The sequence below is a fragment of the Paenibacillus anseongensis genome, assembly GCF_009757995.1.
GTDB classification, from domain to species: domain Bacteria; phylum Bacillota; class Bacilli; order Paenibacillales; family NBRC-103111; genus Paenibacillus_E; species Paenibacillus_E chondroitinus.
In genome coordinates, this window is sequence record NZ_WSEM01000039.1 from 158,441 (window position 1) to 183,636 (window position 25,196).

Genomic DNA, 25,196 nt, shown 5'->3' on the forward strand with positions numbered 1-25,196 from the left:
TGATAGCGACATGATCAACAACTATTTGGCCCCTATCTCCGCGATAGTTACGTGCCCTCTTTCTGGCTGAACCGTCATCGACTGGACTCGACTGATCCGGAATGATTGCCAGAACGATATGGCATAGACAATCATAGCCGTAGTGAACCAGCCCTCCACGCCGAAACGTGCCATAATGACACCTCCTAATAACGGGCCTAATAAGCACCCGAGAAACATCCAAGCATTCACCATGGCAAATGTCTGACCTTCCATCCCTTGGCGAGCCAATTTTCTTACCTGTGCCTGGATATTCGGCATCATACCTGCTACGCACAGCCCTAGTAGAAAACGGCAGACAAGTATGAGCGGGTACAAATGTGTGATAGCTTGCACCAAACATAGGAAAAACGCAGTCGACGTAGCAATTTTCAGCAGCAATAAGGGACCAATTCGGTCGGAAAGCCTGCCAAGTATCGGCGAAAAGATGATAACAGCAAATGAGGTCGCTGATAAAGTAATTCCTAGAAGCCATTGGTTATTGAAAAATGAAAACACGTGTGTGGACTTCTGCACATAGTACGGAAGGATGGGATTCGTTCCTACAAAGGCAAAATTCACACATAAAGCGCTTATCAGTAAAGACGGCAGTGGCTTCGTATGCCATATCTGCTGCCAATCGGCTAGAAGCGTCCCTTTCGGCCTCGAAACTTCGTTTGTCTCCTGCGTTTTGTCTTTGACGAACAACAAAACGCATATAGTCGCGAGTAAAATAAAAACACTCATGGCTGGATAAGCACCTCTTACTGATAGAAAAGAAAGCAAGGATGAGGCGATAAGCGGTCCGATCAGTGATCCTGTCTCGCCCATCACCTGCAATTTACCTGCGGAAACGCCGACTTGCTTATCTGGTGCGCCGATCAGGACAAGCACCATCGTAAATGGCAGTATGCCGGTAAAGCAGCCTTGTAATAATCGCAACAAAGCTAGCTGCCATGGCTCCGCGGCAAGCGGCATTAAAGCTGTAATAATCGCCATGCCTAAACCGGACCACAGCATGACTGGCTTGCGGCCATACCGATCCCCGATACGACCCAGAAAAGGAATCGCAACCATCATCGCAACAAAATTGGCTGAGAATATCACGCCTGACCAGATGTACAGTGATTCTCCGCTAACATGACCAATGACATGAAGAAATCCAGGCAGCAACGGGATAAACATGCCATGCGCTGTTGAAACAAGCAGTTGAACGGTTAGCAAAGCAGCAAACTGTTTTCTCCATGACTCCATCCAACTAGAAGGAGCCTTCGATAATGCTTTCGCTAAGCGGACGACGGCCATTCGGCAGTTCGCGCTCTTGCAGTTCACTTGGCAAACGCTCACTGGAACCGCGATAGCCTAGAGTAATCACCGCATGCAGGTCATAGTCCTCGGGTACGCCGAGGACTTCCCGGGCGATGTCTCTGTCATAGCCACCGACAGCTCGCGTTGCAAGACCCAGTAAATGGGCTTGAAAAGCAAGGGAGGCCCAAGCCGCACCTGCATCGAACGCGTGGGCGCCATTCAGAGCTCCGTCTTGACGGAGCTTGTGCGATAGAACGAGGACAAGTACAGGGGCATGATCCGTCCACAAGCGGTTATTTGGCTTAATGAACGATTGAAATTTCTGCTTCTGAGCTTCCGTTTTGGCAACAATAAATCGCCATGGCTGCAAATTGCTTGAGGATGGCGCCCAGCGTGCGGCTTCCAGGATTGTATACAACGTTTCGTCGGCAACCTCTTTCGGTTCAAAAGCACGAGAAGACCAACGATTCAGAAAAAGCGAGTGTACCGGATAATCTCCTTGTCGGTTCTCCTCTACCTCTGGGAGTAAGACAGTTTGCTGTGCATGGGTTGTCATATGCAATCATTCCTTTCTACTTTTTACTTTCTACTAATGCCTGAATGGCTGGGAAATAAAAAAAGAGACATCTTCTCTGGATAGAGAAAGTGTCTCCGTTTGAACGGTAGTCCTTGTATATACACAGTATCACTGTATAGGAAGTATCGTCAATATTATTTCTTATATTCCGATGAACTTTATCGGAAATCACACGTTTTACATTGATGTAACATACGGAACAACAAGCTTTCGAACGCGCTCAATCCCATCCCACATGTCGCCAGGTCCATCGTAGACGAGTGTAAATGGCCCTTCGTACCCGGCTTGCTTCGCAATCTCCATACAGCGAATGAACTCTTCTTCATCCGGATATCCTTCGCTATCCGTTTGCGCTTTGGCATGAATGGATTCACTGAATGGGATCGTTTTGGCGAGCGCTTCGAACTTGTCGCTTCCTTTGAAATTGCCATAATCGGACGTGAACCCAAGGACATCTTCGCATTTCTCAAGCAATGCAAGGCAATTACCGGCCACAGAAGTCAGTGAGTGGAAATTTTCAGTAACCACCCTAACCCCGCGTGAGCTGGCGTATTCGCCTAATTCTTGTATGACTCTAGCGGAACGCTCTAAGGCTTGTACGTCTGAAGGCTCCGCATCGCCGGCAATCACACGAACTCTTTCAGCTCCTGCAATGGCAGCAATATCGATCCATCCCTTGATCCAAGCGATATCCGAGGCTCTGCGATCCTCGTCAGCGCTAGAGATATCGCCATACTCGAGAAGCAGCGTATAAAAGCGAACATTCGCTGCTTGGAATGATTGTTTCAGTGCAGTAAGATACGCTGCACTCGTTTCCGGAAAATGAAAATGGCAAACCTCCAAAGAGGCAAACCCTTTGTCGGCAAGCACTGCGGGGAGCTCAAGCAGTGTAAGATGTTCCGGTTGCTCTTGCGCAGCCGTAATCTGTGAGCGTGTTGATTCATCCCAGCGCGTCCAGCGTAATGGTCCCAGCAGTCTGTGCAAGCTCCAACTCGTCAATGATAAAAATGGCATATGGTCAACCCTTCCCTAGCATTATTTGGTTATATTTTACCAAATTCGCCTCGCTGAACACCATATGCCATCTCGCCGTCTCATCTCTTATTGTGCTGTTTTGTCCACTTCTTCCACAACCAGATATCCGTTGCCATCAGGATCTTGAAATTCGAAACAGGTAACCCCCACCCGCTTTTCAATCCCCTCTCTAACAAGACCACCTACAGAACGAACATGATCAAGGGCAGCGCCCAAATTCGGCGTTTCAATGATCATAATCGGATTCGTGCGAGTTTCCACCTGGAGCTGCTCAAAGTATTTGCTTTGGGAATGACTCAGCCGGTTATCGTCAATAAGCAAATGAGGGCCTCGATCCATTAGAATCGCTGGCAAGTCGCCGAAAAGAGGGTCTGAACCAGCGCTTTTCCCCACAAAAGCTTCATACCAAGCCGTCGTATCCTCGATATCATCGGTATGCGCCAAGATACGGCTAATTTTTCGTAAACAGGCATTTGCGGGCCTTGCCGGTTTTGGACCTAAATCACGATTCGCTTTACAAACCATATGAGAGTTCACATTAAAAACGGATATATACTCGTCAGTAAAAGCTTCTGTTAATACCGTATGCGGTCTTTGCTCACAAAATTGATGGGCAGCATGGATATCATGAGCATCGAACATCACTGTCGGTGGAGACCCCCAGGTATTTTTGTCCAGAATGATTTCCGTTTCCTCCAAAGCAAAAATATAAATACCATGGGTGTCCTGATCAGGCTGTGGCACGATCGGGCGCTGAAACAAATTCGCATACCATTCAATAGCGCGTTTAAGATCTTGTACGGGAACAAATACGGCTGGCATAAAAGCATTAATCGGATGTGACATCTTCGTTTTCCTCCTTAGTTAGTCGTTCAACTTAAAGACACAGCGGCTGCGTAATTTCTATCACGCTCATTCCACAATTGCTGAAATTATATGAATGCCTTCTTTTTCGGCCTCCCAAGCGAACCGTAGTTCTTCCCTAATCTTGCTCATTCGGCCTGCATGACTGCCTCCATATCCGAATGGAAAGCTCGGATACAAGCGAGTAAACGATTCGCTGACTTGCGTATAGCACGCTGCCGCTTCAGCAAGCCGCTCCTTGCGCCAGACATTGTTGCTGTTATTCGACAGCTCCAGCAAATATTTAGCCGCATGCTGCCGAGCTTCGGCTAGAATCGCCACTTGATAGGCATGTCCTTGCAAATCAAGCGAACCATCCTCAACTCCTTCCAGCCAGAGGCGGTAACCGTCAAGGCCGAAAGCGTAGCCAGCCAAAGGAGGCTCTTTCCCTCTTGCATGATCAATAATCGCTCGCAATGTGGCGTCCACTGTCTGAGAAGGCGCCACTTTCCCGCGAATACCAAGCACGAACAACGGCGGTTGATCAGCCTTTCGTCCCAACTGGTCATAACGGACAATACGTTCCACTCCGTTATGACCCAGATACAGGATTTTCTGCTCGCTGTCATCGTAGCCATAGATAAATCCAAACTCATTGCTTTGCATGTTCCAAATAATCGCAGGAACATCTTGGTCGATAGAGCCATGAAGAATGGATAAGATATGAACTTGCTGTTCCGGTGTTAACGTCTTTCGTTGAGGACGTCCAAAACAGGTTCCGCGTATGCCGAGCCGCTCCAGAATGCGATAGGCGGTGTAACTCCAGTCAAACGTTGAGATCCCATGCGAATGACAGCTTTTCGCCACATTCAAACGGAACGCATCCCCTGAGATCCCCATCAGCTCCGTATGGGAAATGTGTTCCTCTCCTACCGTTCGAAGCGCTTCACCAATCATAACAGATAGAAAGGCATAAGGCCGTGAAAACACCGGAAGCGACAGCATTCTGGCAGCTGTGTAACCACTCTTCTTCCGCACCTCCAGATAACGATCGATTTCCTTGCGGAATCGCTCTTCATTCGCTTTCACCCGCGCTCGAGACAGCAAATTGTAAATATTGCTGGGTTTCATCCCGAAGCGGGCAGCCAGTTCTTCCGTCGTCGCATCCTCAAATGCATTCGCGCTTAAAACTTCGCGTGCCTGCTCAGAAAGCGGGCGCATGGAACTGCGAATCAGGTCTTCGCCCTCTTCTCGCTCCTGCCAGGCTTCTGGACTGAACGCTTCTCCCCCGCTAAACGCTTCCCAACCAGTTTCGGGTATATCCTCCGTAACATATTCGCTCCGGTTAGCGGCTCCACGAATCGAATTCATCGCGATTCGGCGTACCATAATCCGAAACCACGCACCGAATTTCTCTTCGTCTTTCAGAGCGTGTATGTTGTCTTTTACTTTCAGAAAAGCTTCCTGGACCACGTCTTCGGCGAGAAAAGCATCGCGAACGACAGCTTGCGCCCAGGATAAGGCAGCTGAACGATATGCGCTGAGCAGCAGCTCAAAAGCAATCGGGTCTTCCTCTTTGACGCGGCGTATAAGATCGGGCAATTCATTATGTTCCCCCACTGGCAACCTCCTGCCGTGTTTATTTCCCGTCTATATTCGCTAATAAAAACCGATTTTCCTACCTATTCGCACGATAGCTGGATAGATTCCAGGATGGCCAAGTTTTGTTCTTTTGATCACTCATCACTCGATCTATGGTTTGTTGAACAGAACTTAGCTCGGGATGCTTAACCTTCAGTTCCTTCAAAGCGGGAACCACGTCGGTTGAAAGTCTTCCCAGATATTCAAGGTCGATGACGCCTGTTTTCTCATAGCGCTCCATGTTGTTAATGGCAATCCGGTGGTCGAGATTCATGTAGTTCATCACCAAATAGGCAAGTATGGCCGTCGTTATGTAGGCTCTGGACATCGACATCTTTTCTATCCAAATCCGGAAAAAAGCAAGGACAAACAATATGCCAAGGAAGATCATAAACCCATGAACAAGCAGTCTCGTTTGTGTAAAGCCATACGCTTCTTCATAGAGCGAAAGCCTCCCATAAGCGGAGATTAGCATGACAATCGTGCAGGTTACCAGCAGAGTAAGCAGCAATTTTCGGATTTTTTCTCCCAATGGGCTGCTTGAACGTATCCAATGTAAACCAGGGAATAGCAGCGATACATTAATCAGTGCGACAACAACCAGCTCGGAGAAACCTCTGCGCGCATATTCCGCATACGCCACACCGGATGGCAGCAGGCCATCAGCAGCCCCGAATAAATAGGAAAACTGGATAATCGCAAACAGCACATAAACAACATTCACACATATAAGCAGCGTTCCTGCTGTGATTGGGTCAAGCTGCGCTTTGCTCCGAATTATGACTTCTGTAGCGGCAGCGGTTTCATCTTTCTGACTGTCGAATGGGTGCGATGCTTCGATAACTTTTGGGAAAAGCAGTCCCCACATGTAACAAAAAGTGTAAAGAGTAATTACGACCGCAAGAACGATTCGTCCTACACTTTCCCCTATGGACACGCCACTGAACCATGTTGGAATTTCCGCGATCCAGGAAAAGAAAATCTGGTCCGCTGAAGCTAACAACCCGATAACGATAAACAGGATTGGTGCTGCCAGCAGCAGACCAGCCAAAACTTTTACGACTTTTCCCCAAGTCGAATCTTTACGGTTCCCTCCGCCTGGCAGCCATGCTTTCAACATCCCGAATGGCACAGGAAGATATGTAATCGGGCTGCTGATGACATGCCTAACCATGTCTTGCAGAAATGTGGCATGGTACCACGCATGTTTGCTGTTCCTTGACAACACGACCGTTTGCATCACGATACAAAGCGGCAGGGCGATCATATTTAGCAGATGAAAAAAGTTGTTTGCGAACAAGCCATAGGTCAACGCCAACAAACCAACCGGCACCATAAGCAGCCATCCTGCTGTACTCTGCCCTTTCCATGGCTCAAATCCGCCTAATCGGCCTTTTATCGAATAAAAATAAAGTCCATAGAAGCCGGCAACGCTTAGAAAAACAGAAATGCCCGCTGGGCGGCCAATAAATAAATATTGTACCAGCAGTCCGAATAAACAAGCGTACGCTAACATGTAGCTATATTTTCTTTGCCATGGAGCTGGATCTCTCATTGAACTTTCTCTCCTTTAATCACAACGAAATAGAATTGCAAGGAATTGATAATTCCTGCCTTTTATTGTAACCTTTAAAACAAGAACAAAAAGTGTAAGTTTATTTTCAGTAATTTCATATTTTATGACGGAGGCACGTAATGAAAATTCGCAAGCATTATTTGACACTTCGACATGCCTTTCCACAGCTTCAGGAAGAGTCTCCTCTTGAGACAACGCTCGAAGAGCTTGCTGCACAGTTAGATTGCACGCATCGCAATATGGTACTCCTTCTTAAACGAATGCAGCAAGAACAGTGGCTCACCTGGCAGCCCAAAAAGGGCCGCGGCAATCGCTCGACCCTCATTTTTCATATGCGCAAAGAACAATTGCTTTTGGAAGAAGCGAAACAGCTCGTGGCAAAGCAAGATTTGCAATCTGCACTTGAGCTGCTGCAATCGACCGAACATTCTTCTCACTTACGAGAGCAGTTCCAAGATTGGTTATCTGGTCAATTCGGGTTCCGTTCCGAGCTTCAGGGTGATCGCCGGTCGGATGTGCTGCGCTTTCCTCTGACTCAAACCATCCATGCGTTAGATCCCGCTGCCATCCATTACGCCGGGGAATCCCATCTTGTGAATCAGCTCTTCGATGGTCTCGTCCGCATGGATTCGAAGGGGGAGCACATCGTGCCTCATCTGGCCCATGCATGGGAGGTTGATGAAACAAGAACTGTTTGGACGTTTTACCTCCGAAAAGGAGTCCGCTTTCACCATGGACGTGAAATGTCCGCAAGTGATGTCAAGTATGCGCTCGAGAGGCTTCAACGCCTAGCGCCACGCGGGTTGTACAGTTGGGCCTATGCGGGAATCAAGGAGATTGTCTGCCCGAATGAGACGACCGTTGTTATCCGATTAGTAGAACGTAACGAATTGTTTCTGGGCTTCTTGAGCACGAATCGTGCAGCGATTGTTCCTGAAGATGTGTGTGAGGCAGCCGGCGGTTGGATGGGCACGAACCCTGTCGGGACAGGTCCTTTTCGGTTGGCGGGACATGAGCACGGCATTTGGATTCTGGAGGCATTTCCTGCCTATTTTCAAGGCCGGGGCTTCTTGGATCGTGTCGAGGTGTGGACGCTGCCAGAGAATGAACATTTGTCTGACTCTACTCAGAAGCAGCCTTTCCAAGTCATGCATAATGTACGAATTTCGGACATGGATGCTCAGCGTTGGCAGCAGGTGCGGCAATCGGGCATGACAACCAAATTCATGACCGTGAATGAGAAAAAAGAAGGTCCCTTACGAAATCCACGGATTCGCCAAGCGCTCAGTCTGGCATTAGATCGAGCTTATTTATTAGAGCAGTTATCCGGGGATGTCATCGAAGAAGCAAACTCTTTCTTCCCGAATCTAGCGACAGAGGTACAAGAAGAACCCCCTGCTCCCTTGCCTTATCCATCGCCATCAACAACCTTTGAGCAGCTGCTTCACTCTGCCGGTTATCAAGGGGAGACGCTTACGCTTGCTACGATTCCGCAATACGAGCAGGATGCGCTTCTTTTGCAGAACATGTACGCTTTATCCGGCATCAAGCTCCAAATCATGCTCATTCCTGCCGAGCAATTCAATGGCGAACTGCGCATGTCAGCTGATCTTGTTCTTTTCGCCATTATGGTAGATGAGCACCGCGAACTGCGGCTTTACGATATGTACAAAAGCATGCAGCAGCATGCGGCGCCTGAGGTGCAGCGCTTGCTTGAGAACAGCTTGCAGCTGCTGCGTGATGAAATCGACCCGATACGCAGAAAAACGCTGCTCGAGCAGTTAGAATCACAGCTCAAGCAGCGTTACAGCTTGCTTTTTCTATATCGGAAACATCTCAAAACCGCTTACCACCCGTCGATTCGCGGCATTTCGTTCGATTCCCTCGGGTGGGTGCGATTTCGCGACATTTGGTTCACGTAAACCTAAAGACTATATTTCAATGCTACTCCAGCAGGCAGCACACGTTCAATATGTTCACGAAGCGTTTCGTTCGTGTGCATTTCCTCGCTAAAGATAGCGATAATCCCGCTATCTTCCCGCGTACGGATCAAGCGGCCGATCCCCTGTCTCAGTCTTAACAGCATGTAGGGAATGTCAACTTCCTCATAGGCATTCGCGGCTGCTTCCCGTTTGGCCATAAACACAGGGTCTTGAGGAGGGAACGGAAGCGCCCAAATCATCACATTCGACAGTGACGGACCTGGCACATCAAGTCCTTCCCATAAACTTACCGCAGCAAGCACGCTATGCTCGTCGCCTTGGAAAGACGCGATCAGATGGCTGATTTCTTGATCGCCTTCAAATAGAAATCGCAGCTTCTCACACTCGCTCCGCTTTAGAATCTCTTGCTTAAATCGCCGCAGCTCTTCGTGGGTCGGGAATAGAATCAGCGCCCGGCCTTCCGTCCTCTGCAGCAGCTCGACGGCTGCCTCCATTTTTTCCTGGAAAGTGCCGCCAGAAGTCCATTTGGGTGCGAGCACTTCCATACGCTCTGCATAATCATACGGCGAGTCCACAGAGAACGATAAATACTTGTCCAATCCCAAGCTATCCGCCACATAATCAAACGTTCCCTCTACGGATAACGTAGCCGAGGAGAAAACGATTGGCATTTTAGCTGAAAACACTTGCTCTCTAAGCACTTCTTTCACCGTTCTTGGCATGACCACTAAGCTTAAACCTGTAATACTTTCCGTTGCCCAACAGATGAAAGCTTGATCATGACGGAATAACGCCAGCGCCTTCTGCATCATTTCCAAATGCTCTTCGACAATTTTGAGCTGATAGTCATTCAAAGTGAACATCTCGCTCTCGAAGACAAGCTCCTCTTCAATCTGTGATAAAATATCACACAATCGGTGAATCTCGCGCAGCAATTGATCATTCATCACAATCTGTTTACGGTCCGAGCCCGGGATCGGTCGGCAGCAGCTTTCCAGCACTTCGAACATGTATTCGCTTTGCTCAATCGCCTGGTCAATACAGACGGCTAAGGTCTCGCGCACTTCCCCTTTTAACAATCGGACCACTAGTTCTTCAAAAACTGTATGCTTCAGCTTGTATGTCAAAGCTTTCTGCGCAGCCGACTCCATCAAATGTCCTTCATCGAAAACAACCGCACAATGCTCCGGCAATAGTGGCAACTGACCTTCCCGCTTCCGTCCCTCATACGTCCATACATGTTCCATATAAAAGTCATGGGAGCAAATAATAAGGTCAGCGGATTTCCGGTATGACTCTCGGGATAAGGTTTGACCGCAGCGGTGCCGTTTATCGCAGACAAAACAATCCTGATAAGCATCCCAACTAACGCGTTCCCACTGCTCATCGTTCAAATTCGGGTAGTCTTTACGATCTCCATATGCATAAAAGGATTGCAGTGCCTCACGCGTGTGGACAAAGTCAGGCAATCCGGCATGAAGATCACGATATAAGCTTATATCTTCATGTCCAAATCGGGCTTCATCCAGCTTCTGAAGACACAGATACTGATCAGGTGATTTGGCAAGCCGCGCATCAATCACGAGATCCAAGTGCCGCATTAATTTATCAATATCGCCGCCTGGCTTAACCAGTTGCTCAATTAATGATTCGTCCGCACACGCGATGATAGCCGGTTTGTTCGCGAGTCTCGAATAACAAATCGCATATAACAAGTAGACAAGCGTTTTCCCTGTTCCTACACCGGCTTCTGCAAAAATAGTCTGTTTCTCCGCAAAAGCCCGCTCCAGTTGGAACGCCATATAGATCTGCTCATCGCGCACTTCAAAGCCTGATTCGGGTAAAACTTCATAGAATAAATCAGCAATCCAGTCAGAAACCTGCTGCATGAATGGCTGTGAATGATCATAATTGAATGGATACCTTCCCACGTTACAAGCCCCCAAAAATAGAAATCATCTAATCAAACTTGTATTATCTCACTAACTAGCTACAAAAGCAAAGAAAGATAGAAAAAGCCTCATTCACTCCGCTTTAACCGTGGAGATGAAGAAGCTTCCCATCTGTGATTACCTTCATTTTACATGCTGAAACGTTCCCGATATCCGCATTTGCGGCATAACTCTTCTACAACTTCCCGTCTAGAAAAGCCTTCGAACAAACGGTTCGCCCGCTCCCCTTCAACAATCTCAGAAAACGGCGTATGGTTGATATTTCCCAAATTGATAACGCCTTCCCCATCGAGACAACAAGGAATTACCGTACCGTCAACCAGGATGCCTGCTTGATTTCGCAGCGCGTGGCAGAAACCAGGGCCTTCAATCTCTTGCGCTTTCAGATCCGGCCATTGGAACTCATGATCCTGGTTCAAATACACGCGTTCTGCGAGCTTTACACCGCTTCCACGCACAAATTCCTCGTCAATTTTGTAATCCAGTTCAAACTCTCTCTCCAGCATTTCCAAAACTTCACGATTCCGCTGCCGCTCCTGATTCGTTTGATTATCCATCGTTAAGTTCCACAACCGGAAAGAGATAATGACATTAGACTTTGCAACAATTTCCTTGGCGAATCGCAAGATGCTCATCACATAGCCTTCTTTATCCTCCGAGCCTTCGTGGCCGTCAAAACTGTGCAAAGAGAAATTCATTTGGCGAAGGGCCGGTTTGTCCAGCAGCTTATGCCTGTTTTTATTAATCAATGTTCCATTGGTCGTTATATTGACTTTAAAGCCTTTTTCATGGCTCAAATCCAGCAGTTCGTCAATCTTGGGATGCAGCAAAGGCTCTCCTTTGACATGCAGATAAATGTGATCCGTATGCGGCTTGATTTGATCAAGAATGTTCGTAAACGTATCTATCTTAATGAAATTAGCCTGCCGCTTTGTTTGCGGGCAAAACGTACAAGCGAGGTTACATACACTTGTAATCTCAATATAAAACTTTTTAAACTTCTTCATGCCATGGCTCCGTTTCTAGCTGCGCTACTATGATAATAGCTATTATAACAAGCTGCTCTCCTGAAAGAAAGGAATTGAAAGAATTAGAAAATCCATTTCACGATCCATCCGATAAAATAGGCCGAAGGGATAAGAAATACTTGCGCCAACAAAGTGCCTAGAAAACGGGATGTCATGAGCAGTGCATAAATTTTACCTAGCTGACTGCGTTGTGACTCGTCCTGCAGCGCTTTATCGGTAATGAGCCCTAACTGTGGATCGATGAAAATGGTAAGAAGGATCGTGGCGATCCCGTTGATGAGACCTGATGCCTGGGAGGCCGTCGTTGCATACTGAGGTAACAAATGCGCCGCATACAATGAGGACAGCACCCCCACAGAATAGAAAGCAGTTACCAGGATATTAATGACTAAAAATCTTTTGGACACGCCTAAATAGCGGAACTGACTAAGCTTGAACTTTGGTTTTTTCAAGTAATTTTTGGTGTTCTTCAACTGTTCTATCTTTACGCTTGAAATGAGTTTCGGGATAGATCCTGCCACTTCCAAACGGGCAATAACCCGTACACTAAGGTTGATAAAAGAAGGAAATAAGGCGATCGCGATTAGCGTGCCAATGGACGATGCGAACAAAGAAATTCGCAAGTATCTTTCTAAATCAAAAGTAGGTACAGCCTTGGCATAGTCGACGAAATTTGCCGTCATTGGCGCTTGAATTAAATTGGCTGTACGAGAAACGAGCACGACGATACCAACCAGCGAAAGCGCTACAGCCAGCTTGTTCACCTTCACCCCGGCAAATCGTATGGAATAGGATAACGTTTCAGCGGTATGAATGATCATCGTTAAAATGAATACCAAAATGAGTGTATTCGTCATCGTCATTTGATCTTTAACTCCATCAGCCGGTTTAGGACGGCCTCCCAACGCACCTTCATTTCCTCTCTGCGCTGCATGCTGTCGAGTTTTTCTTGATGAAAACTGATCGTCGTTCTGCCGGGAGAAGCGGCGGGCAGCAGCCGAATTTGCAGCGTTGATGCTTCCGCCCAGCTCGCAGGCTGCCAAGAGAGACGTAGCTGTTCATTAGGTTTGACCACACGAAGAATCCCGTTAATTCCTTCTTTTGTGCAAAATGTGTACCCTTTTTCGAAAAGGATTGTCGGAGTCTCCCCTAACCAAAGCTTGCGGCCTTGCGGCGAAGTCAATAGTTCCCATACCTTCTCTTGGCTTAAAGTAATCGTCCTTCTGACACCAATCTGAAAGCCTGCAGCCGCTGTAAGTCCTACCATATTCTCTGAATTCATTAGCTTTCCCCCTTCGCTATGTCAATCCAGTTTGCAACTGCTCCAAATATTCCTTCAGCTCTATCAAATCCCTAATCGTATATTCTCGCTCAAAATCACCTGCGAAATGGTCGTCTTCTTTCCATATTCCTCTCATGCCCACCCTTCGGCTAGCCCAAACATCATTTTCGGGATGATCACCGACATAAGCTGCTTCACCAGGCTGTGCTCCCAATCTATCTAACGCTCTATGAAAAATCTCAGGATCCGGCTTGCGCAGCCCTTCTATTTCGGAAACGAGTATCGTATCAAAATAGGTTGAAATCCTTAACGCTTCTATATTTTTCATCTGGAAAGTTCCGTAACCATTGGTAATCAGGCCAAGCTTAAAACCGCTTTCTTTCAAGTAGGTCAAAAGTTCATGAAGATTCGGAAACCCAACACAGTGCAAACTGAAGTGATGCATGTAATCCTCTAGCAGGTCCTCCCACTGTAAATCAAGTTCGAATTCATGTATGAGCTGCTGATACACTTTATCTTTCCATACGTAACCTCTCTGATCTAGGGCTACAAACCTTTTTACATAAACGGATTTATCTATGTGCTGAAGCTCAACCATCCGTTGGTGCTGATTTTCAACAAAAGCTTTCAAAGATGTATCTCGATCCAGCAGCGTTCCGTCCAGATCAAAAATAATGGCTTTTAACACGGGAGCCCTCACACCTTTCTAGCTAAAAAAAGAATCTGGATATCGGAGCTCTCCGCTCCAATCCTTTAGATAACCCTCTATGATCTCACATACCATAAACACTTCATCTGGCACCTGAAACTGCTTTAACTCAAATCCAAATGTCCTAGCGGGTACAAATCCGAATTTCGGATAATAGCTGGGGTGACCAATCAGGAATATAGCGCCGTAACCTAAATCTTTCGTTTTCCGGATGCCTTCCAGGATAAGTTGTGCGCCTACGCCTTGTTTTTGAATGTCCGGCTTCACGGCAATTGGGGCTAATGCGATGACCTCGTGTTCTTTGTCCTCATCCACTACATGGGCTTTACTTAGCAAAATATGCCCAACAATCTGATGATTCATCTCCGCCACAATCGACAATTCCGGTATAAAACCCTGGGAAGCCCGGATACGCTCAACCAGTTGAGCTTCATCTTCTCTATGTCCAAAAGCCTCCACATTCAGCTGATAGACCGCTTGATGATCTTTCATTTCTTCTGATCTGATTCTCATGATTGAACCTCCCCTCAAAATCAAATATTCGTTTTTCTACTAGGATTTCCCTTTAAATGTATGTAAAAAATATGCTAACTAGGTTGCTTACGATTGTAAAAGCATCCTATGTTGTACTATGTGCAACCATTTGGCTGTATTTGGCCTCAGCGCGCCACCATACTGTACTTAGTGCAACGATTTATGCGATAAAGCGTTTACACACCTCCTTTTCGCCACAAATGGTTGTATATTTTGCAACGAAGGACCGCATTTGCAGTCAAACTAGGTCAGCACGTTGTAAAAAATGCAACGTTAGCTTTAAAATTTGCTGCCAGTTGCCGCTTCCTTCACTCATCCTTATACCCAACTGGAAAATATGATGCCACGAACTCCAGTTACTCTGCTAACAAGCATCAATAAAAAAGAGAGCCACCAAGGCTCCCTTTTCAATTCATCACTCTGATTGCCGCTCATCGCCATACCAAAGTTCTCGGAACGTCGAGCTGCGCTGCAGCAGCTCCTCCGACGTACCTTCGGCTTCGATGCGTCCCTCCTTCATCACAATGATGTGATCGGCACGCGTCAACGCCGTTTTGCGGTGCGAGACGACCAGGCAGGTCGCATCACTTCGACGCTGGAACATCCGCTCCCAGAGCTTCTGTTCCGTCTCCACGTCGAGTGCGCTCGACAGGTCGTCGAAGACGTACAGCTCGGCGTCGCGCACGAGCATGCGCGCTGCGGCCGTCCGCTGCGCCTGGCCGCCGGAGAGCTTCACCCCGCGCGGGCCGATGACGGTGTCCAGCCCGCCAGGCAGCTGCGCGACGTCGTACTCGAGCACCGCCGCGTGCAGCGCCTGCTGCAAGCTGTCATTTTGCTCCGCTTGCCCGAGCAAAATATTGTTGCGCAGCGTATCGCTGTACAACCGCGGCACTTGCGCGGTGTAGGCGCTCCGCGGCGGGGTGAAGAAGGTGCCCGGGTCTTCGACGGGCACTCCGTTCCACGCGATCGTCCCTTTCCCTTTGGGCAGAAGCCCAAGGAGGGAACGCACCAGCGTGGTTTTGCCAGAACCGATCGCTCCCGTTACCACGGTGAACGATCCTCTGCGCAAGCTGAAGTGAATGTCCGAGATGCCCCTGCCGGTATCGGCATAGGCATAGCTCAATCCTTTCACATCAAGCCGCTGCAGCTCCGCTCCGCTCTCTAGCTTTACATTCTCGCTCTGCTTCTCTCCGCTCGCGGCCCCGGGCGTTTCACGCTCGCCTTGCCTCACTCCGCGCTTGTCCCCGAGCGCCGCATCCTCACTCTTTCTCCCTCTATCTTCGCTTTTCTCCGCTCTGCCCGGCTTCAAATGCAGCGAATTAACCATCGTCAGAACCTTCGCCGAAGCTCCTTGCAGTAGAAACGTTAACCGTTCCAGCGACACGCTCATCTGCTTAAAATACGTAATAAATTTCCCGACATTCGTAATAAATTGCGTCACGAAGGTCAAATAGTAGACGAACAGCGCAAAGTCCCCTACTGTAAAAGTGCCAGCTCTCATTTTCGTACCGGCAAGCAGAAGAATGAGCCCTGTACCCAAATTCACGGAATTGGAGAAGACCGAATCCAGCAGCTCCGTCATGAGACGATCTTTGAGCATCGCTTTTCGGCGATTGTCGCCAAAGCTGCGAAAACGTTCAATGACGCGATCTTCGGCTCCAGCCACTTGAATGGCTTGTACGTTACCGAACATTTCGCTGATTTCCCCAGTTACTTTGGAAGTCGCTTCTCTGCTGGCCGCGCGGTATTTCTGCAGGCGAACCGTCGCCAGCTGCGCAGCCGTAATGACAAGCACAATCGGCAGAAACACAAGCATCGTCATTTGAGCATCAATACGTATCAGAATATAACCGGACACAATGGCAAAACAAGTCAAACCAAATACATCTACAGACCAGCTTACCGCCTCTTCCGATTGATCCACATCGTCACGGAAATGACTAATCGCTTCCCCTGGGGAAACCGGAATCGCTTGCGCCCCTGGCTGCTTCAAAACATGCTCAAGCAAATTACGTCTCAACAGCATCCCCATCCGAAACCGGAAATGAACATCCGTTATAAACCCGATAATAATGAGGCATATACGTCCTAGAGCGGCAGCAATGAGCAGTGCGATCAAGCCCCAGACGCCATAGCCCAGCATGGAATTCCCTGTCAAAGAGTCGAAAAATTGTTTCGTAATCAAACCTGGCACGATCGGCGCCAAGTAGATAATCGTCCAAGCAATTGCATTAATAAAATAACGCCCAGGACGGTACATAATAAACCGCCATAAATACTGGAACGTAGTCATACCAGCACCTCCTCAAGCCCAGTGGCAAGCAATTGGCTGAATCGGGAATTCGGGTCCGCGGCTAACTGCTCTCTTCTCCCCGTTTCCATCACATGACCATTATCCAAAATGAGGATATGATCCGCACGCTGTACGGTAGCTAATCGGTGCGCGATCATGATACAGGATCGTTCGTTCAACAGTTTGGATACAGCTTTCTCAATGCGCTGCTCAGTCAGAGGGTCTAGCCTCGAGGAAGCTTCATCCATGATGACGAGTCCCGGTTTCGTTAGAAACACCCGTGCGAAGGCCAGCAATTGCGCTTCTCCCGCCGATAAACTGCCTCCTCCGGAGGCCAGCATCGTATCCAGTCCTTCAGGCATTGACTCATACCATGAGCCAAGTCCAAGCTCCGTGAGCACATCGATAATTTCTTTATCGGAAATGGAGCTATCATAAAAGGTTAAATTATCACGAATAGTGCCCTGCATAATTTCAATATTTTGCGTCACCAATGCGACATGCTTGCGAAGCTCCGCTAACGTGCATTGGCGTATATCCGTTCCGCCTAGCGCAATTATACCGCTTTGCGGATCATAAAAGCGCAGCAAAAGCCTAGCCATCGTTGATTTGCCGCTGCCGGTTCGCCCAAGTAAGCCTAACACTTCTCCTGGCTTCAAATTCAATTCTACACCTTTAAGCGTAGGCTGATCTCCGTCATAGCTGAACGTTACATCGCGGAATTCAACACTAAGCGGTCCTTTCGGCAGCAGCGCTCCCGGGCCATCCTTAATCTCGGATTGCGTAGCAAATAGTTCACGAATTCGGGAAATACTTGCATCCGCCTTCTGCAAATCCTCCATTTGCGTACGAATTTTCTCAATTGGCTTAGCTAGCAGCTCTGTATAAAAGAAAATTAAGTACACTGTACCAAGGGAGATGTTGTGGCTATACCACAGATAAGCGCTAATTCCAAAAGCCATGGCATTGCCCAAAGCGAAAACGAAAATCGACATATTCCACATCGCACAGAAACCTAGAAACGCTTTCACTCGCAGTGGCAGCATTTTTCTTAGCATCGTATAAAAACGATTCATCACGAATCCTACTGCTCCATTGGCGCGGATATCCTCCGTTCCTTCCAAATGCTCGCCAATAAAACCATAAAACTCGGCATTCGCCTGCCGCCATCCCGCCCATACAGGAACTGCGAATTTACGAATCCACTGAATCATAAAAACGGCAAAGACAACGAAAAAAGCCATCCCTACGCCAATGATCCAATTCTCCCGGAACAATAGCACAATAATGCCTGCCATCAGAAGAAGGTTACCGAATAAATGAATAATCATGCTGGAGAAGAAGTTCGCAAGCGCATTCACATCGCCGTCTACACGTTCGATAAGCGAGCCGGACGTATGCGATTTATGAAAGGACATATCCAGAGACAAGCAATGTGCTGCCAAATCAACGCGTAATTTATTCGTTGTTTTCCAACCGACATTTTCGCTATAGTACGTTGCAATGACCGAGACGAGCTGCTGCACAAGTGAAAAACCAATAAAGAAAACAGCAGCAGTAATCAATGGCTGCATGGCACTACCAGCTTGGGCCTGATCGATAAAATAACGGATGATTTGGGGGTTGACTAACTGCAGTCCTATAGAAGCGAATAAAAGCAGCGTCAATAAAACGAGTGTACCTTTCTGCGGGAACAAATATCGGCTTAGAAGCTCAGCGTATTGCCCCATAGAATTACTCTTTTTTGGGTTTACCTTCATTATGTAAGGTCCTCCAGTAATTATTAATGACATTAATCATTCATGTCGTTAAGTATTGTCCTCCTCTTCCAATCGTACATTCAATCATACTAAATTGAACTGCAACCGACAACGCACGTTTTCAACTGCGATAAAACTCCTTGGTGTTGGGTCGGCAGAATGTGCTATCGAGTTGGGACATTGGATGAAATCCAACCAACACATTGATTTGAAGGCTAAATACGCAATCTTCTTGGATGAAATCCAATGCGATCATTTATTCGTGATGCTATATCGTAGAATATGGCCGCTCTATTGGATTTCGTCCAATGAAAAGGGCGAATTCAGTCTATTATGGATGCTTTAATTGGAATGTGTCCAACAAGGATCCAGTAGAAGCGAACATATTTGGTTGAAAACACCCAGCGTTACTAAACATTCAACGTTTCTGAGACACTTGGCGGAGGAATTCTCACGAAAAGAGCCTTCTTCGATGAATTAGCGCCCCACAGTTCCCCTCACATGCCAAGGAGTAACCGCGCAAGCGATAGCGCAAATCCCTTGGGGTGAAGTACGTAACCTACGGTTACCCCTTCAATCATAAAAAACCGCAATCACTCGCGGTTTTTTCCAAATGCAAGAATAATCCCCAAAACGCATTGAACGCATTGTATAATAGAAAAAATACCATTACGGCTCTCAAGTATACTTCACTAACATACAGGCGGTGGATGAATATGGTTCAGACACTTTTGCAATTAACCGTGAAAGATATTTTGCAGCGTCCTCTGTTTCAGAAAGCCGAAACCATCGCAAGTGAAGAAGCATTGAACCGCATTGTTCGCTGGGTTCACATCATGGAAGTACCACACGTTGGACATTTATTGAATGGCCATGAACTCATCCTCAACACCGGAATTGGCTGGCACGATAACGAAGAATTAAGCCTCTCCTTCCTCCAACAACTCATCGACAGCGGAGCATCCGGACTATGTATTGAACTGGGGACTTATACGAAGCTCCCCCTCGAACGTCTCAAAGAGCTTGCCCTGCGCGAACATTTTCCACTCATCTTTTTCCATGAAGAAGTCCGGTATATTGATATTACCCAAGATTTGCATGCTTATTTCATCCATCAGCATTATTCCATGGTGTCCGAGCTGGAAGCCCTATCTACTCAGTTGAATCAACTGCTCCTCTCAGGGAAGGGATTACAGCCGCTTTTACAGTTATTACACGAAACGACACACGCTCAAGTCGCCTTTTTTCCTTATGGAGAAGAAGCACGGTTTATTCCTGAATTACCGAGAACCGATGCAGATCTTTTTTATGAACAATGGATCTTTGGCGAAATCTTCCGACTCCCTGATATCAAATGCAAGCTCGCCCATCGCCCTATTCTTGCCCTTGAACGCATGTTTGCTGATCTTCTTTTGTACGCTGAACAGGAGTTAAGCGAATTCCAAATTCTTGCGTTAGACCGGTTTGCAACGGCCATTGCACAAGAAATGATGCGCACAACCTACATGGAGGAGAAAAAGCGGTACAAGCAGGATCTTTGGGTCACGGAATGGCTGAACGGAAAGCATACGCAGCAAATCATTCGGGACTACATGCTGGCCCTGAAACCCAATGTGAAGCTTGAGCAAGCTGTTGTGTGCGTGTTCGAAAGCAGAACTGTACGGGAAGACGTGATCGATCATGAAGCGCAGCTTCTCCAAAAACAAATGGTAGCGCGCTCCATTTTTGAAGGCGAAGGCTTCTATCTGGTTCCGCACTTTACCAACGCTCAGTTCGTTTTCATCCTGCTTGATCAGCTAGGGGCATCCCCTTTTCAAGATCGAATGATGAGGGCAATCCAACGCTTGCAAAAGACAGATCACCTGCAGGAGACAGCGCTTTTCTCACCTTTTTTGGGGATTGGCAAAAGAATCAGTGATCCTTCGCTCCTCAAGTTAAGCTATCAAACAGCCCAGGATACGATTGATATTCAGAAAGACATCGGAGTACTGGAACAACCATTCTACGATGAGCTTCACGTGGGCAAAGTCATCCTGATGATGAAACAAAGTGGTTCATTAGCGTCCTTTATTGAAGAATATCTCGGCCCTATCCTCCACTATGATCGGGAGAAAAACGGTCAGCTTTTGAAAACGCTGAAAATGTATTTAGCTTTAAGCAGCTCCAAGCAGGAGACAGCCAAAGAGCTTTTCATCGTGAGACAAACCTTATACCACCGCCTGGACAAAATTGCCCTTCTATTAGGTGAAGATTATATGCGCCCTGACAAAAGAATGGCCATAGAGCTTGCGCTCCATGGCTACGAATACATACATGGCATCATCGCTTAGATGTGTTCCTGGCCCTGCCGAATGAGCAGCGTGGCATAATATTTTCTCGCATTCGCTGTCTTCAGATGCAGGGTGGCTGTTTCGCCGCCGGGGTGTTCGAATTGCAGCCATGCGCCGCTCAAATCTTCCTTCACCCCGACAATTTTAAATTTCTGCGCGACAAAACCATCGAGTTTTTGCTTCTCCAGCATAAATTGTGCATGTTCAGACATGTGTTGCACCCCTTTGACCCACGGTATCTTGCTTAGGCTTAACCTGAAGGGGCTCAGATGGATAGGTTTTCCGTTTCACAAATTGACCAATGCCCGGCGTGCCCACAAACTGTTTATTCTGAATTACGTACTCCCCTCTAGATAGCACAGTTACAGGTTCTCCAATGATTTCGAGACCTTCAAACGGATTATAGTCCACATTCATATGGTGAGTGTCGGATGAAATAACACGAGCTGCATTCCCATCAAAAATAACAATATCGGCATCACAGCCCACGGCGATTGTTCCCTTCTTAGGGAATAACCCGAACAATTTGGCACTTCGCGTTGACACGATATCGACGAATTGGTTCAATGTTATCCGCCCCTTCAGGACGCCTTCCGAAAACAGAATCGAGAATCGGTCTTCAATACAAGGACCGCCATTCGGGATTTTGCTAAAATCACCTAACCCAAGCTCCTTCTGACCTTTGAAATTAAAGGAGCAATGATCAGATCCCAACGTTTGAAGCTGTCCGTTTTTAAGTGCAGTCCATAGTGCATCTTGGTGCTCTTTAGGGCGAAGCGGTGGCGACCACACATATTTTGCGCCTTCGAAATCCGGCTTCTCCAAGTATGTTTGATCCAACATTAAATACTGCGGACAAGTCTCGCCCCATACATCAATTCCTAGATTCCGCGCTTCGGCAATTTGCTGAACAGCTTCCTCGCATGTCACGTGCACTACGTACAATTGAGAATTTGCCAAAGCGGTTAATTTGGCTGCGCGCCCTGTTGCTTCTCCCTCAATCAAGGATGGACGTGTCAGCGCATGGTAAATCGGTTCTGTATTTCCTGCATCCAGCGCTTCTTTGATCAAATAATCAATCACGTCACCGTTCTCAGCATGTACCATGACCAGTGCGCCATGCCGTTTCGCTTCGAGCAATGTTCGATAAAGCGTTCCGTCATCGGCTTGAAACACATTTTTATACGCCATGAAAACTTTGAGTGAAGTGATCCCTTCGTCATGGATCATTTTGGGCAGCTCAGCCAGCACTTCGTCGTTGATTTCAGCAATCATCAGATGGAAGCTGTAGTCAATTACAGCCTTGCCCTCCGCTTTGTTATGCCAGGTTTGAACAGATTCACTCAACGGCACGCCTTTATTTGTCAGGCAAAAATCAATGATGGTTGTCGTTCCTCCAAATGCTGCCGCCTTCGTTCCTGTCTCGAAATTGTCGGCTGTTACGGTCCCGCCAAAAGGCATATCCAAGTGCGTGTGCGGATCGACACCGCCTGGGAACACATAATATCCCTGCGCATCGATGATTTCAGCGCCTTCCAGCTCAAGATTTAGCCCAATCTGCGAAATGATGCCGTTCTCGATCAGAACGTCCGCCTGATATTGATCAGCAGCCGTCACAATCGTGCCATTCCTAATCAGTTTGGCCATCGTTATACAGCCTCCTTTTTGTTGGAATTCCCTTCGCCGAGCCTAGCAATCGCCTCTTGCCTTTCATTCCATGTCAAGGGAGGTTCCGTGCCAGCCACCTCAACCATCGTTATGGCACCTTCTACTGGACAAACAATCGCGCATAAGTTGCATCCGACACAGTCTTCTTCTCGAACTTGCAAATATGACTCTCCCGTATCAGAGGTCAGCATATCGATGCATTGATGAGAGGTATCCTCACAAGCAATATGGCACTTATTGCAGTTGATACAAGTGTCGTTATCAATTTTAGCGACAACGGCATAGTTTAAATCCAAATTTCCCCAATCCGAATAACGGGGAACGGATTTACCGATCAAGTCCATCACGCTAGCGAGCCCTTTTTCATCTAAATAGTTGTTCAATCCATCGATCATATCCTCTACGATTCGGAAGCCGTGATGCATGGCCGCCGTACATACCTGCACCCCTGTAGCACCCATCAGCATAAATTCAACGGCATCTCGCCAATTGGAAATACCGCCAATTCCCGAGATTGGAATGCCAACCTCCGAATTGCGCGCGCAATCCGCGACCATGTGCAGCGCGATCGGCTTTACAGCAGGACCGCAATAGCCGCCATGAGAGCCCTTCCCTCCGACATGAGGGATCGTATTCCACGTATCAATGTCGACCCCAGCTAACGAATTGATCGTATTGATCAGAGAAATTGCATCCGCTCCGCCACGAACTGCGGCCTTCGCCGTACTTGTAATGTCCGTAATATTCGGCGTCAGCTTCACGATGACCGGGGTCTCCGCCGCTTCTTTCGCCCACATCGTTTGCGCTTCCACAAGGTCGGGCTGCTGTCCGGAGGCTGATCCCATGCCGCGCTCTGCCATCCCGTGCGGACAACCAAAGTTCAGTTCAAGACCGTCCACCCCAACGGCTTCGACCTTTTTTACAATTTCATGCCACTTTTCACGTTTGGGTTCAACCATGAGAGAAACAACAAGCGCATGATGGGGAAACCGCTTTTTCGTCTCATATATTTCTTGCAAATTGACCTCAAGCGGGCGGTCCGTAATCAATTCAATATTGTTAAAGCCAGCGACGCGTTGCCCGTTGAAATGAACGGCAGCGAATCGTGAAGAGGTATTGATAATGGGGTCTCCGAGCGTTTTCCATACCGCACCGCCCCAGCCGGCTTCGAATGCGCGCTGAACTTGGTAACCTGTATTGGTCGGAGGCGCCGATGCCAACCAGAAAGGGTTTGGTGAAGTTATGCCTGCTAGATTAATGCGAAGATCTGCCATGCCGTATCCCTCCAGTATGATGTACGATTAATGACCAGCTATCAGGCAGACTCGTTCTGAGCTGTTGTCACTTGTTTGTAGATCGCGTAAGCGGCTTGCTTCCCTTGCTGAGCGGCTGAAACAACCATTGCCTCCCCTTGCCCCTCTCCGAAAATAACATCACCTGCTGCAAATACTTTGGGATTTGAAGTTTGGCCAGTTTCAGGATTCACCGTCACTGTCCCGCGAATATGTGATAGCTTGAACTGATCAATTAGAGACGCATGGCGCGTTTGTCCGATCGCTTTGATGACCGCGTCAACCGGAAGGATGAACTCTGACCCTGCTACAGGGACAGGTCTCCTGCGCCCCGCTTCAACATCGATCAGCTCCATCAGGATGCATTCCAAGGCTGTTACGTTTCCGTTAGCATCGCCAATTATCCTACTCGGAGCTGTCAGCCATCTGAATGCTACGCCATCCATTTTGGCAAAATCATATTCAAAATCATACGCCGTCATCTCGGCTTGCGTTCGCCGATACACGATCTGCACCTGCTCTGCGCCAAGCCTTATCGAACAGGTGGCTGCGTCAATCGCCGTATTTCCCGCGCCAATGACGGCTACACGCTTCCCGATCAGGTTCGTTTCCAGGTCTGCGGCTGATTTCGTTGCTTCAACGAAGTCTATGGCATCGTAAACGCCCGTTAAGGCTTCGCCTTCAATGCCAAGCATCGGCACCTTCGACATCCCGACCGCCAGCACAATAGCGTCATAATTTTCTAACAGGGATTCCGCTGTAATATCTACGCCAACACGTGTATTCATTTTAAAATCAACCCCAAGTTGGCGAATCTGCTCTACTTCCCAAAGCGAAATCTCCTGCGGCAAGCGGAAAGAAACGATGCCATATGTATCTAACCCTCCAGCTTGTTCTTTCGCTTCATAAACCGTTACTTGAAAGCCTAATCGAGCGAGCTCTCGGGCAGCCGAAAGGCCGGCGGGCCCACTTCCAATAATCGCAGCTGACTTCCCGATGCTTGCTCCGGGTTTGAATAAGACGACCTCGTTTTTCATCGCCCAGTCTGTCGCATAGCGCTGTAATTGTCCGATTAGAATAGGCTTGGACGATTGATTAAGGACGCAAGCTCCCTCGCAGAGCTCCTCCGTCGGGCATACCCTGGAGCATGTAGCCCCTACCGGATTTGCCTCCATAATTACGCGAGATGACCCTTTGAGGTTGCCAGAGGCGATCTTTTTAATAAAAGAAGGAATTTCAATCCCTGTCGGACAGGCGCGTACACAAGGAGCATCATAACAATACAAACATCGATTCGATTCTTCGATCGCCTCTTTCGGCTTCATGCCCGCTTTGACTTCGGCGAAATTACGTTTCAAATCATTTAGTGAAATAAATGATGACCCCATTTGCCACACCTCCGCACGT

At 47.8% G+C, this 25,196-nt stretch carries 21 protein-coding genes; 3 read left to right on the plus strand and 18 right to left on the minus strand.

The features are described 5' to 3' along the window. Positions 1-21 precede the first annotated feature (21 nt). The 6 genes from GON05_RS35985 to GON05_RS36010 form a co-directional block, all read right to left on the minus strand. Positions 22-1,272: an MFS transporter gene (locus GON05_RS35985; RefSeq protein WP_157326292.1), complete on the minus strand. Its 1,251-nt coding sequence runs from the start codon at positions 1,270-1,272 to the stop codon at positions 22-24. A 4-nt stretch (positions 1,273-1,276) separates the two neighbouring features. Beyond that, positions 1,277-1,882 carry a nitroreductase family protein gene (locus GON05_RS35990; RefSeq protein WP_157326293.1) on the minus strand — a complete coding sequence of 202 codons (606 nt, stop codon included), beginning with the start codon at positions 1,880-1,882 and terminating at the stop codon, positions 1,277-1,279. A 198-nt stretch (positions 1,883-2,080) separates the two neighbouring features. After that, complete coding sequence (locus GON05_RS35995; RefSeq protein ID WP_157326294.1) at positions 2,081-2,917, minus strand: sugar phosphate isomerase/epimerase family protein; 837 nt, start codon at positions 2,915-2,917, stop codon at positions 2,081-2,083. Between the two features lie 87 nt (positions 2,918-3,004). Then, positions 3,005-3,784 (minus strand): VOC family protein, encoded by a 780-nt coding sequence (locus GON05_RS36000; RefSeq protein WP_157326295.1) that lies wholly within the window; start codon positions 3,782-3,784, stop codon positions 3,005-3,007. A 66-nt stretch (positions 3,785-3,850) separates the two neighbouring features. Next, positions 3,851-5,401 (minus strand): RNA polymerase sigma factor, encoded by a 1,551-nt coding sequence (locus GON05_RS36005; protein ID WP_157326296.1) that lies wholly within the window; start codon positions 5,399-5,401, stop codon positions 3,851-3,853. Positions 5,402-5,459: 58 nt separating this feature from the next. Next, positions 5,460-6,977: a DUF4153 domain-containing protein gene (locus tag GON05_RS36010; RefSeq protein ID WP_157326297.1), complete on the minus strand. Its 1,518-nt coding sequence runs from the start codon at positions 6,975-6,977 to the stop codon at positions 5,460-5,462. A gap of 140 nt (positions 6,978-7,117) precedes the next feature. Between GON05_RS36010 and GON05_RS36015 the strand changes: the two genes are divergently transcribed. Next, positions 7,118-8,920: an ABC transporter substrate-binding protein gene (locus tag GON05_RS36015; protein ID WP_157326298.1), complete on the plus strand. Its 1,803-nt coding sequence runs from the start codon at positions 7,118-7,120 to the stop codon at positions 8,918-8,920. A gap of 2 nt (positions 8,921-8,922) precedes the next feature. Here the strand turns inward: GON05_RS36015 and GON05_RS36020 are convergent, their stop codons facing one another. The 8 genes from GON05_RS36020 to GON05_RS36055 all read right to left on the minus strand — a co-directional run bounded on the left by GON05_RS36020 (position 8,923) and on the right by GON05_RS36055 (position 18,499). Beyond that, complete coding sequence (locus GON05_RS36020) at positions 8,923-10,872, minus strand: ATP-dependent DNA helicase (RefSeq protein ID WP_181646458.1); 1,950 nt, start codon at positions 10,870-10,872, stop codon at positions 8,923-8,925. Between the two features lie 149 nt (positions 10,873-11,021). Beyond that, a complete protein-coding gene (locus tag GON05_RS36025; RefSeq protein ID WP_127458297.1) occupies positions 11,022-11,900 on the minus strand; it encodes a radical SAM/SPASM domain-containing protein in 879 nt (292 codons plus the stop codon). 83 nt (positions 11,901-11,983) lie between these two features. Continuing rightward, positions 11,984-12,778, minus strand: coding sequence for a lipid II flippase Amj family protein (locus tag GON05_RS36030; RefSeq protein WP_127458303.1), 795 nt, complete (start codon positions 12,776-12,778; stop codon positions 11,984-11,986). A gap of 2 nt (positions 12,779-12,780) precedes the next feature. Then, positions 12,781-13,203: an SRPBCC family protein gene (locus GON05_RS36035; protein ID WP_157326299.1), complete on the minus strand. Its 423-nt coding sequence runs from the start codon at positions 13,201-13,203 to the stop codon at positions 12,781-12,783. A 16-nt stretch (positions 13,204-13,219) separates the two neighbouring features. Next, positions 13,220-13,891: an HAD family hydrolase gene (locus tag GON05_RS36040; protein ID WP_181646459.1), complete on the minus strand. Its 672-nt coding sequence runs from the start codon at positions 13,889-13,891 to the stop codon at positions 13,220-13,222. A gap of 18 nt (positions 13,892-13,909) precedes the next feature. Then, positions 13,910-14,425, minus strand: coding sequence for a GNAT family N-acetyltransferase (locus GON05_RS36045; protein ID WP_157326300.1), 516 nt, complete (start codon positions 14,423-14,425; stop codon positions 13,910-13,912). Positions 14,426-14,861: 436 nt separating this feature from the next. Next, positions 14,862-16,739: an ABC transporter ATP-binding protein gene (locus GON05_RS36050; protein ID WP_157326301.1), complete on the minus strand. Its 1,878-nt coding sequence runs from the start codon at positions 16,737-16,739 to the stop codon at positions 14,862-14,864. Beyond that, the gene (locus tag GON05_RS36055) at positions 16,736-18,499 is read right to left on the minus strand and encodes an ABC transporter ATP-binding protein (RefSeq protein WP_157326302.1); all 1,764 of its coding nucleotides are present in this window, start codon (positions 18,497-18,499) and stop codon (positions 16,736-16,738) included. Before GON05_RS36055 ends, GON05_RS36050 begins: the two co-directional genes overlap by 4 nt. Before the next feature lie 184 nt (positions 18,500-18,683). Between GON05_RS36055 and GON05_RS38950 the strand changes: the two genes are divergently transcribed. Together GON05_RS38950 and GON05_RS36060 are read left to right on the plus strand one after the other, a co-directional pair. After that, positions 18,684-18,845, plus strand: coding sequence for a hypothetical protein (locus GON05_RS38950; protein ID WP_185157271.1), 162 nt, complete (start codon positions 18,684-18,686; stop codon positions 18,843-18,845). Between the two features lie 370 nt (positions 18,846-19,215). Next, positions 19,216-20,829, plus strand: coding sequence for a PucR family transcriptional regulator (locus GON05_RS36060; protein WP_157326303.1), 1,614 nt, complete (start codon positions 19,216-19,218; stop codon positions 20,827-20,829). Here GON05_RS36060 and GON05_RS36065 read toward each other — a convergent pair. Genes GON05_RS36065 through GON05_RS36080 form a run of 4 tightly spaced genes read right to left on the minus strand, consistent with a single transcriptional unit; the run spans position 20,826 to position 25,177 of the window. Next, the gene (locus tag GON05_RS36065; RefSeq protein WP_157326304.1) at positions 20,826-21,041 is read right to left on the minus strand and encodes a hypothetical protein; all 216 of its coding nucleotides are present in this window, start codon (positions 21,039-21,041) and stop codon (positions 20,826-20,828) included. The two genes, GON05_RS36060 and GON05_RS36065, sit on opposite strands and share 4 nt — an antisense overlap. After that, positions 21,034-22,476 (minus strand): dihydropyrimidinase, encoded by a 1,443-nt coding sequence (gene hydA, locus GON05_RS36070; RefSeq protein ID WP_157326305.1) that lies wholly within the window; start codon positions 22,474-22,476, stop codon positions 21,034-21,036. Before hydA ends, GON05_RS36065 begins: the two co-directional genes overlap by 8 nt. A 2-nt stretch (positions 22,477-22,478) precedes the next feature. After that, positions 22,479-23,771 (minus strand): NAD-dependent dihydropyrimidine dehydrogenase subunit PreA, encoded by a 1,293-nt coding sequence (gene preA / locus GON05_RS36075; protein ID WP_157326306.1) that lies wholly within the window; start codon positions 23,769-23,771, stop codon positions 22,479-22,481. Between the two features lie 41 nt (positions 23,772-23,812). After that, positions 23,813-25,177, minus strand: a complete 1,365-nt coding sequence (locus GON05_RS36080; RefSeq protein ID WP_157326307.1) for an NAD(P)-dependent oxidoreductase — start codon at positions 25,175-25,177, stop codon at positions 23,813-23,815. Positions 25,178-25,196 lie beyond the last annotated feature (19 nt).

Coding starts and splice junctions, on each gene's coding strand:
- GON05_RS35990 (WP_157326293.1), bottom strand. CDS start 1,882: ATGACAACCCATGCACAGCAAACTGTCTTACTCCCAGAGGTAGAGGAG.
- GON05_RS36000 (WP_157326295.1), bottom strand. CDS start 3,784: ATGTCACATCCGATTAATGCTTTTATGCCAGCCGTATTTGTTCCCGTA.
- GON05_RS36045 (WP_157326300.1), bottom strand. CDS start 14,425: ATGAGAATCAGATCAGAAGAAATGAAAGATCATCAAGCGGTCTATCAG.
- hydA (WP_157326305.1), bottom strand. CDS start 22,476: ATGGCCAAACTGATTAGGAATGGCACGATTGTGACGGCTGCTGATCAA.
- GON05_RS36065 (WP_157326304.1), bottom strand. CDS start 21,041: ATGTCTGAACATGCACAATTTATGCTGGAGAAGCAAAAACTCGATGGT.
- GON05_RS36060 (WP_157326303.1), top strand. CDS start 19,216: ATGGTTCAGACACTTTTGCAATTAACCGTGAAAGATATTTTGCAGCGT.
- GON05_RS35995 (WP_157326294.1), bottom strand. CDS start 2,917: ATGCCATTTTTATCATTGACGAGTTGGAGCTTGCACAGACTGCTGGGA.
- GON05_RS35985 (WP_157326292.1), bottom strand. CDS start 1,272: ATGGAGTCATGGAGAAAACAGTTTGCTGCTTTGCTAACCGTTCAACTG.
- GON05_RS38950 (WP_185157271.1), top strand. CDS start 18,684: ATGAAATCCAACCAACACATTGATTTGAAGGCTAAATACGCAATCTTC.
- GON05_RS36030 (WP_127458303.1), bottom strand. CDS start 12,778: ATGACGAATACACTCATTTTGGTATTCATTTTAACGATGATCATTCAT.
- GON05_RS36035 (WP_157326299.1), bottom strand. CDS start 13,203: ATGAATTCAGAGAATATGGTAGGACTTACAGCGGCTGCAGGCTTTCAG.
- GON05_RS36010 (WP_157326297.1), bottom strand. CDS start 6,977: ATGAGAGATCCAGCTCCATGGCAAAGAAAATATAGCTACATGTTAGCG.
- GON05_RS36080 (WP_157326307.1), bottom strand. CDS start 25,177: ATGGGGTCATCATTTATTTCACTAAATGATTTGAAACGTAATTTCGCC.
- GON05_RS36025 (WP_127458297.1), bottom strand. CDS start 11,900: ATGAAGAAGTTTAAAAAGTTTTATATTGAGATTACAAGTGTATGTAAC.
- GON05_RS36015 (WP_157326298.1), top strand. CDS start 7,118: ATGAAAATTCGCAAGCATTATTTGACACTTCGACATGCCTTTCCACAG.
- preA (WP_157326306.1), bottom strand. CDS start 23,771: ATGGCAGATCTTCGCATTAATCTAGCAGGCATAACTTCACCAAACCCT.
- GON05_RS36055 (WP_157326302.1), bottom strand. CDS start 18,499: ATGAAGGTAAACCCAAAAAAGAGTAATTCTATGGGGCAATACGCTGAG.
- GON05_RS36050 (WP_157326301.1), bottom strand. CDS start 16,739: ATGACTACGTTCCAGTATTTATGGCGGTTTATTATGTACCGTCCTGGG.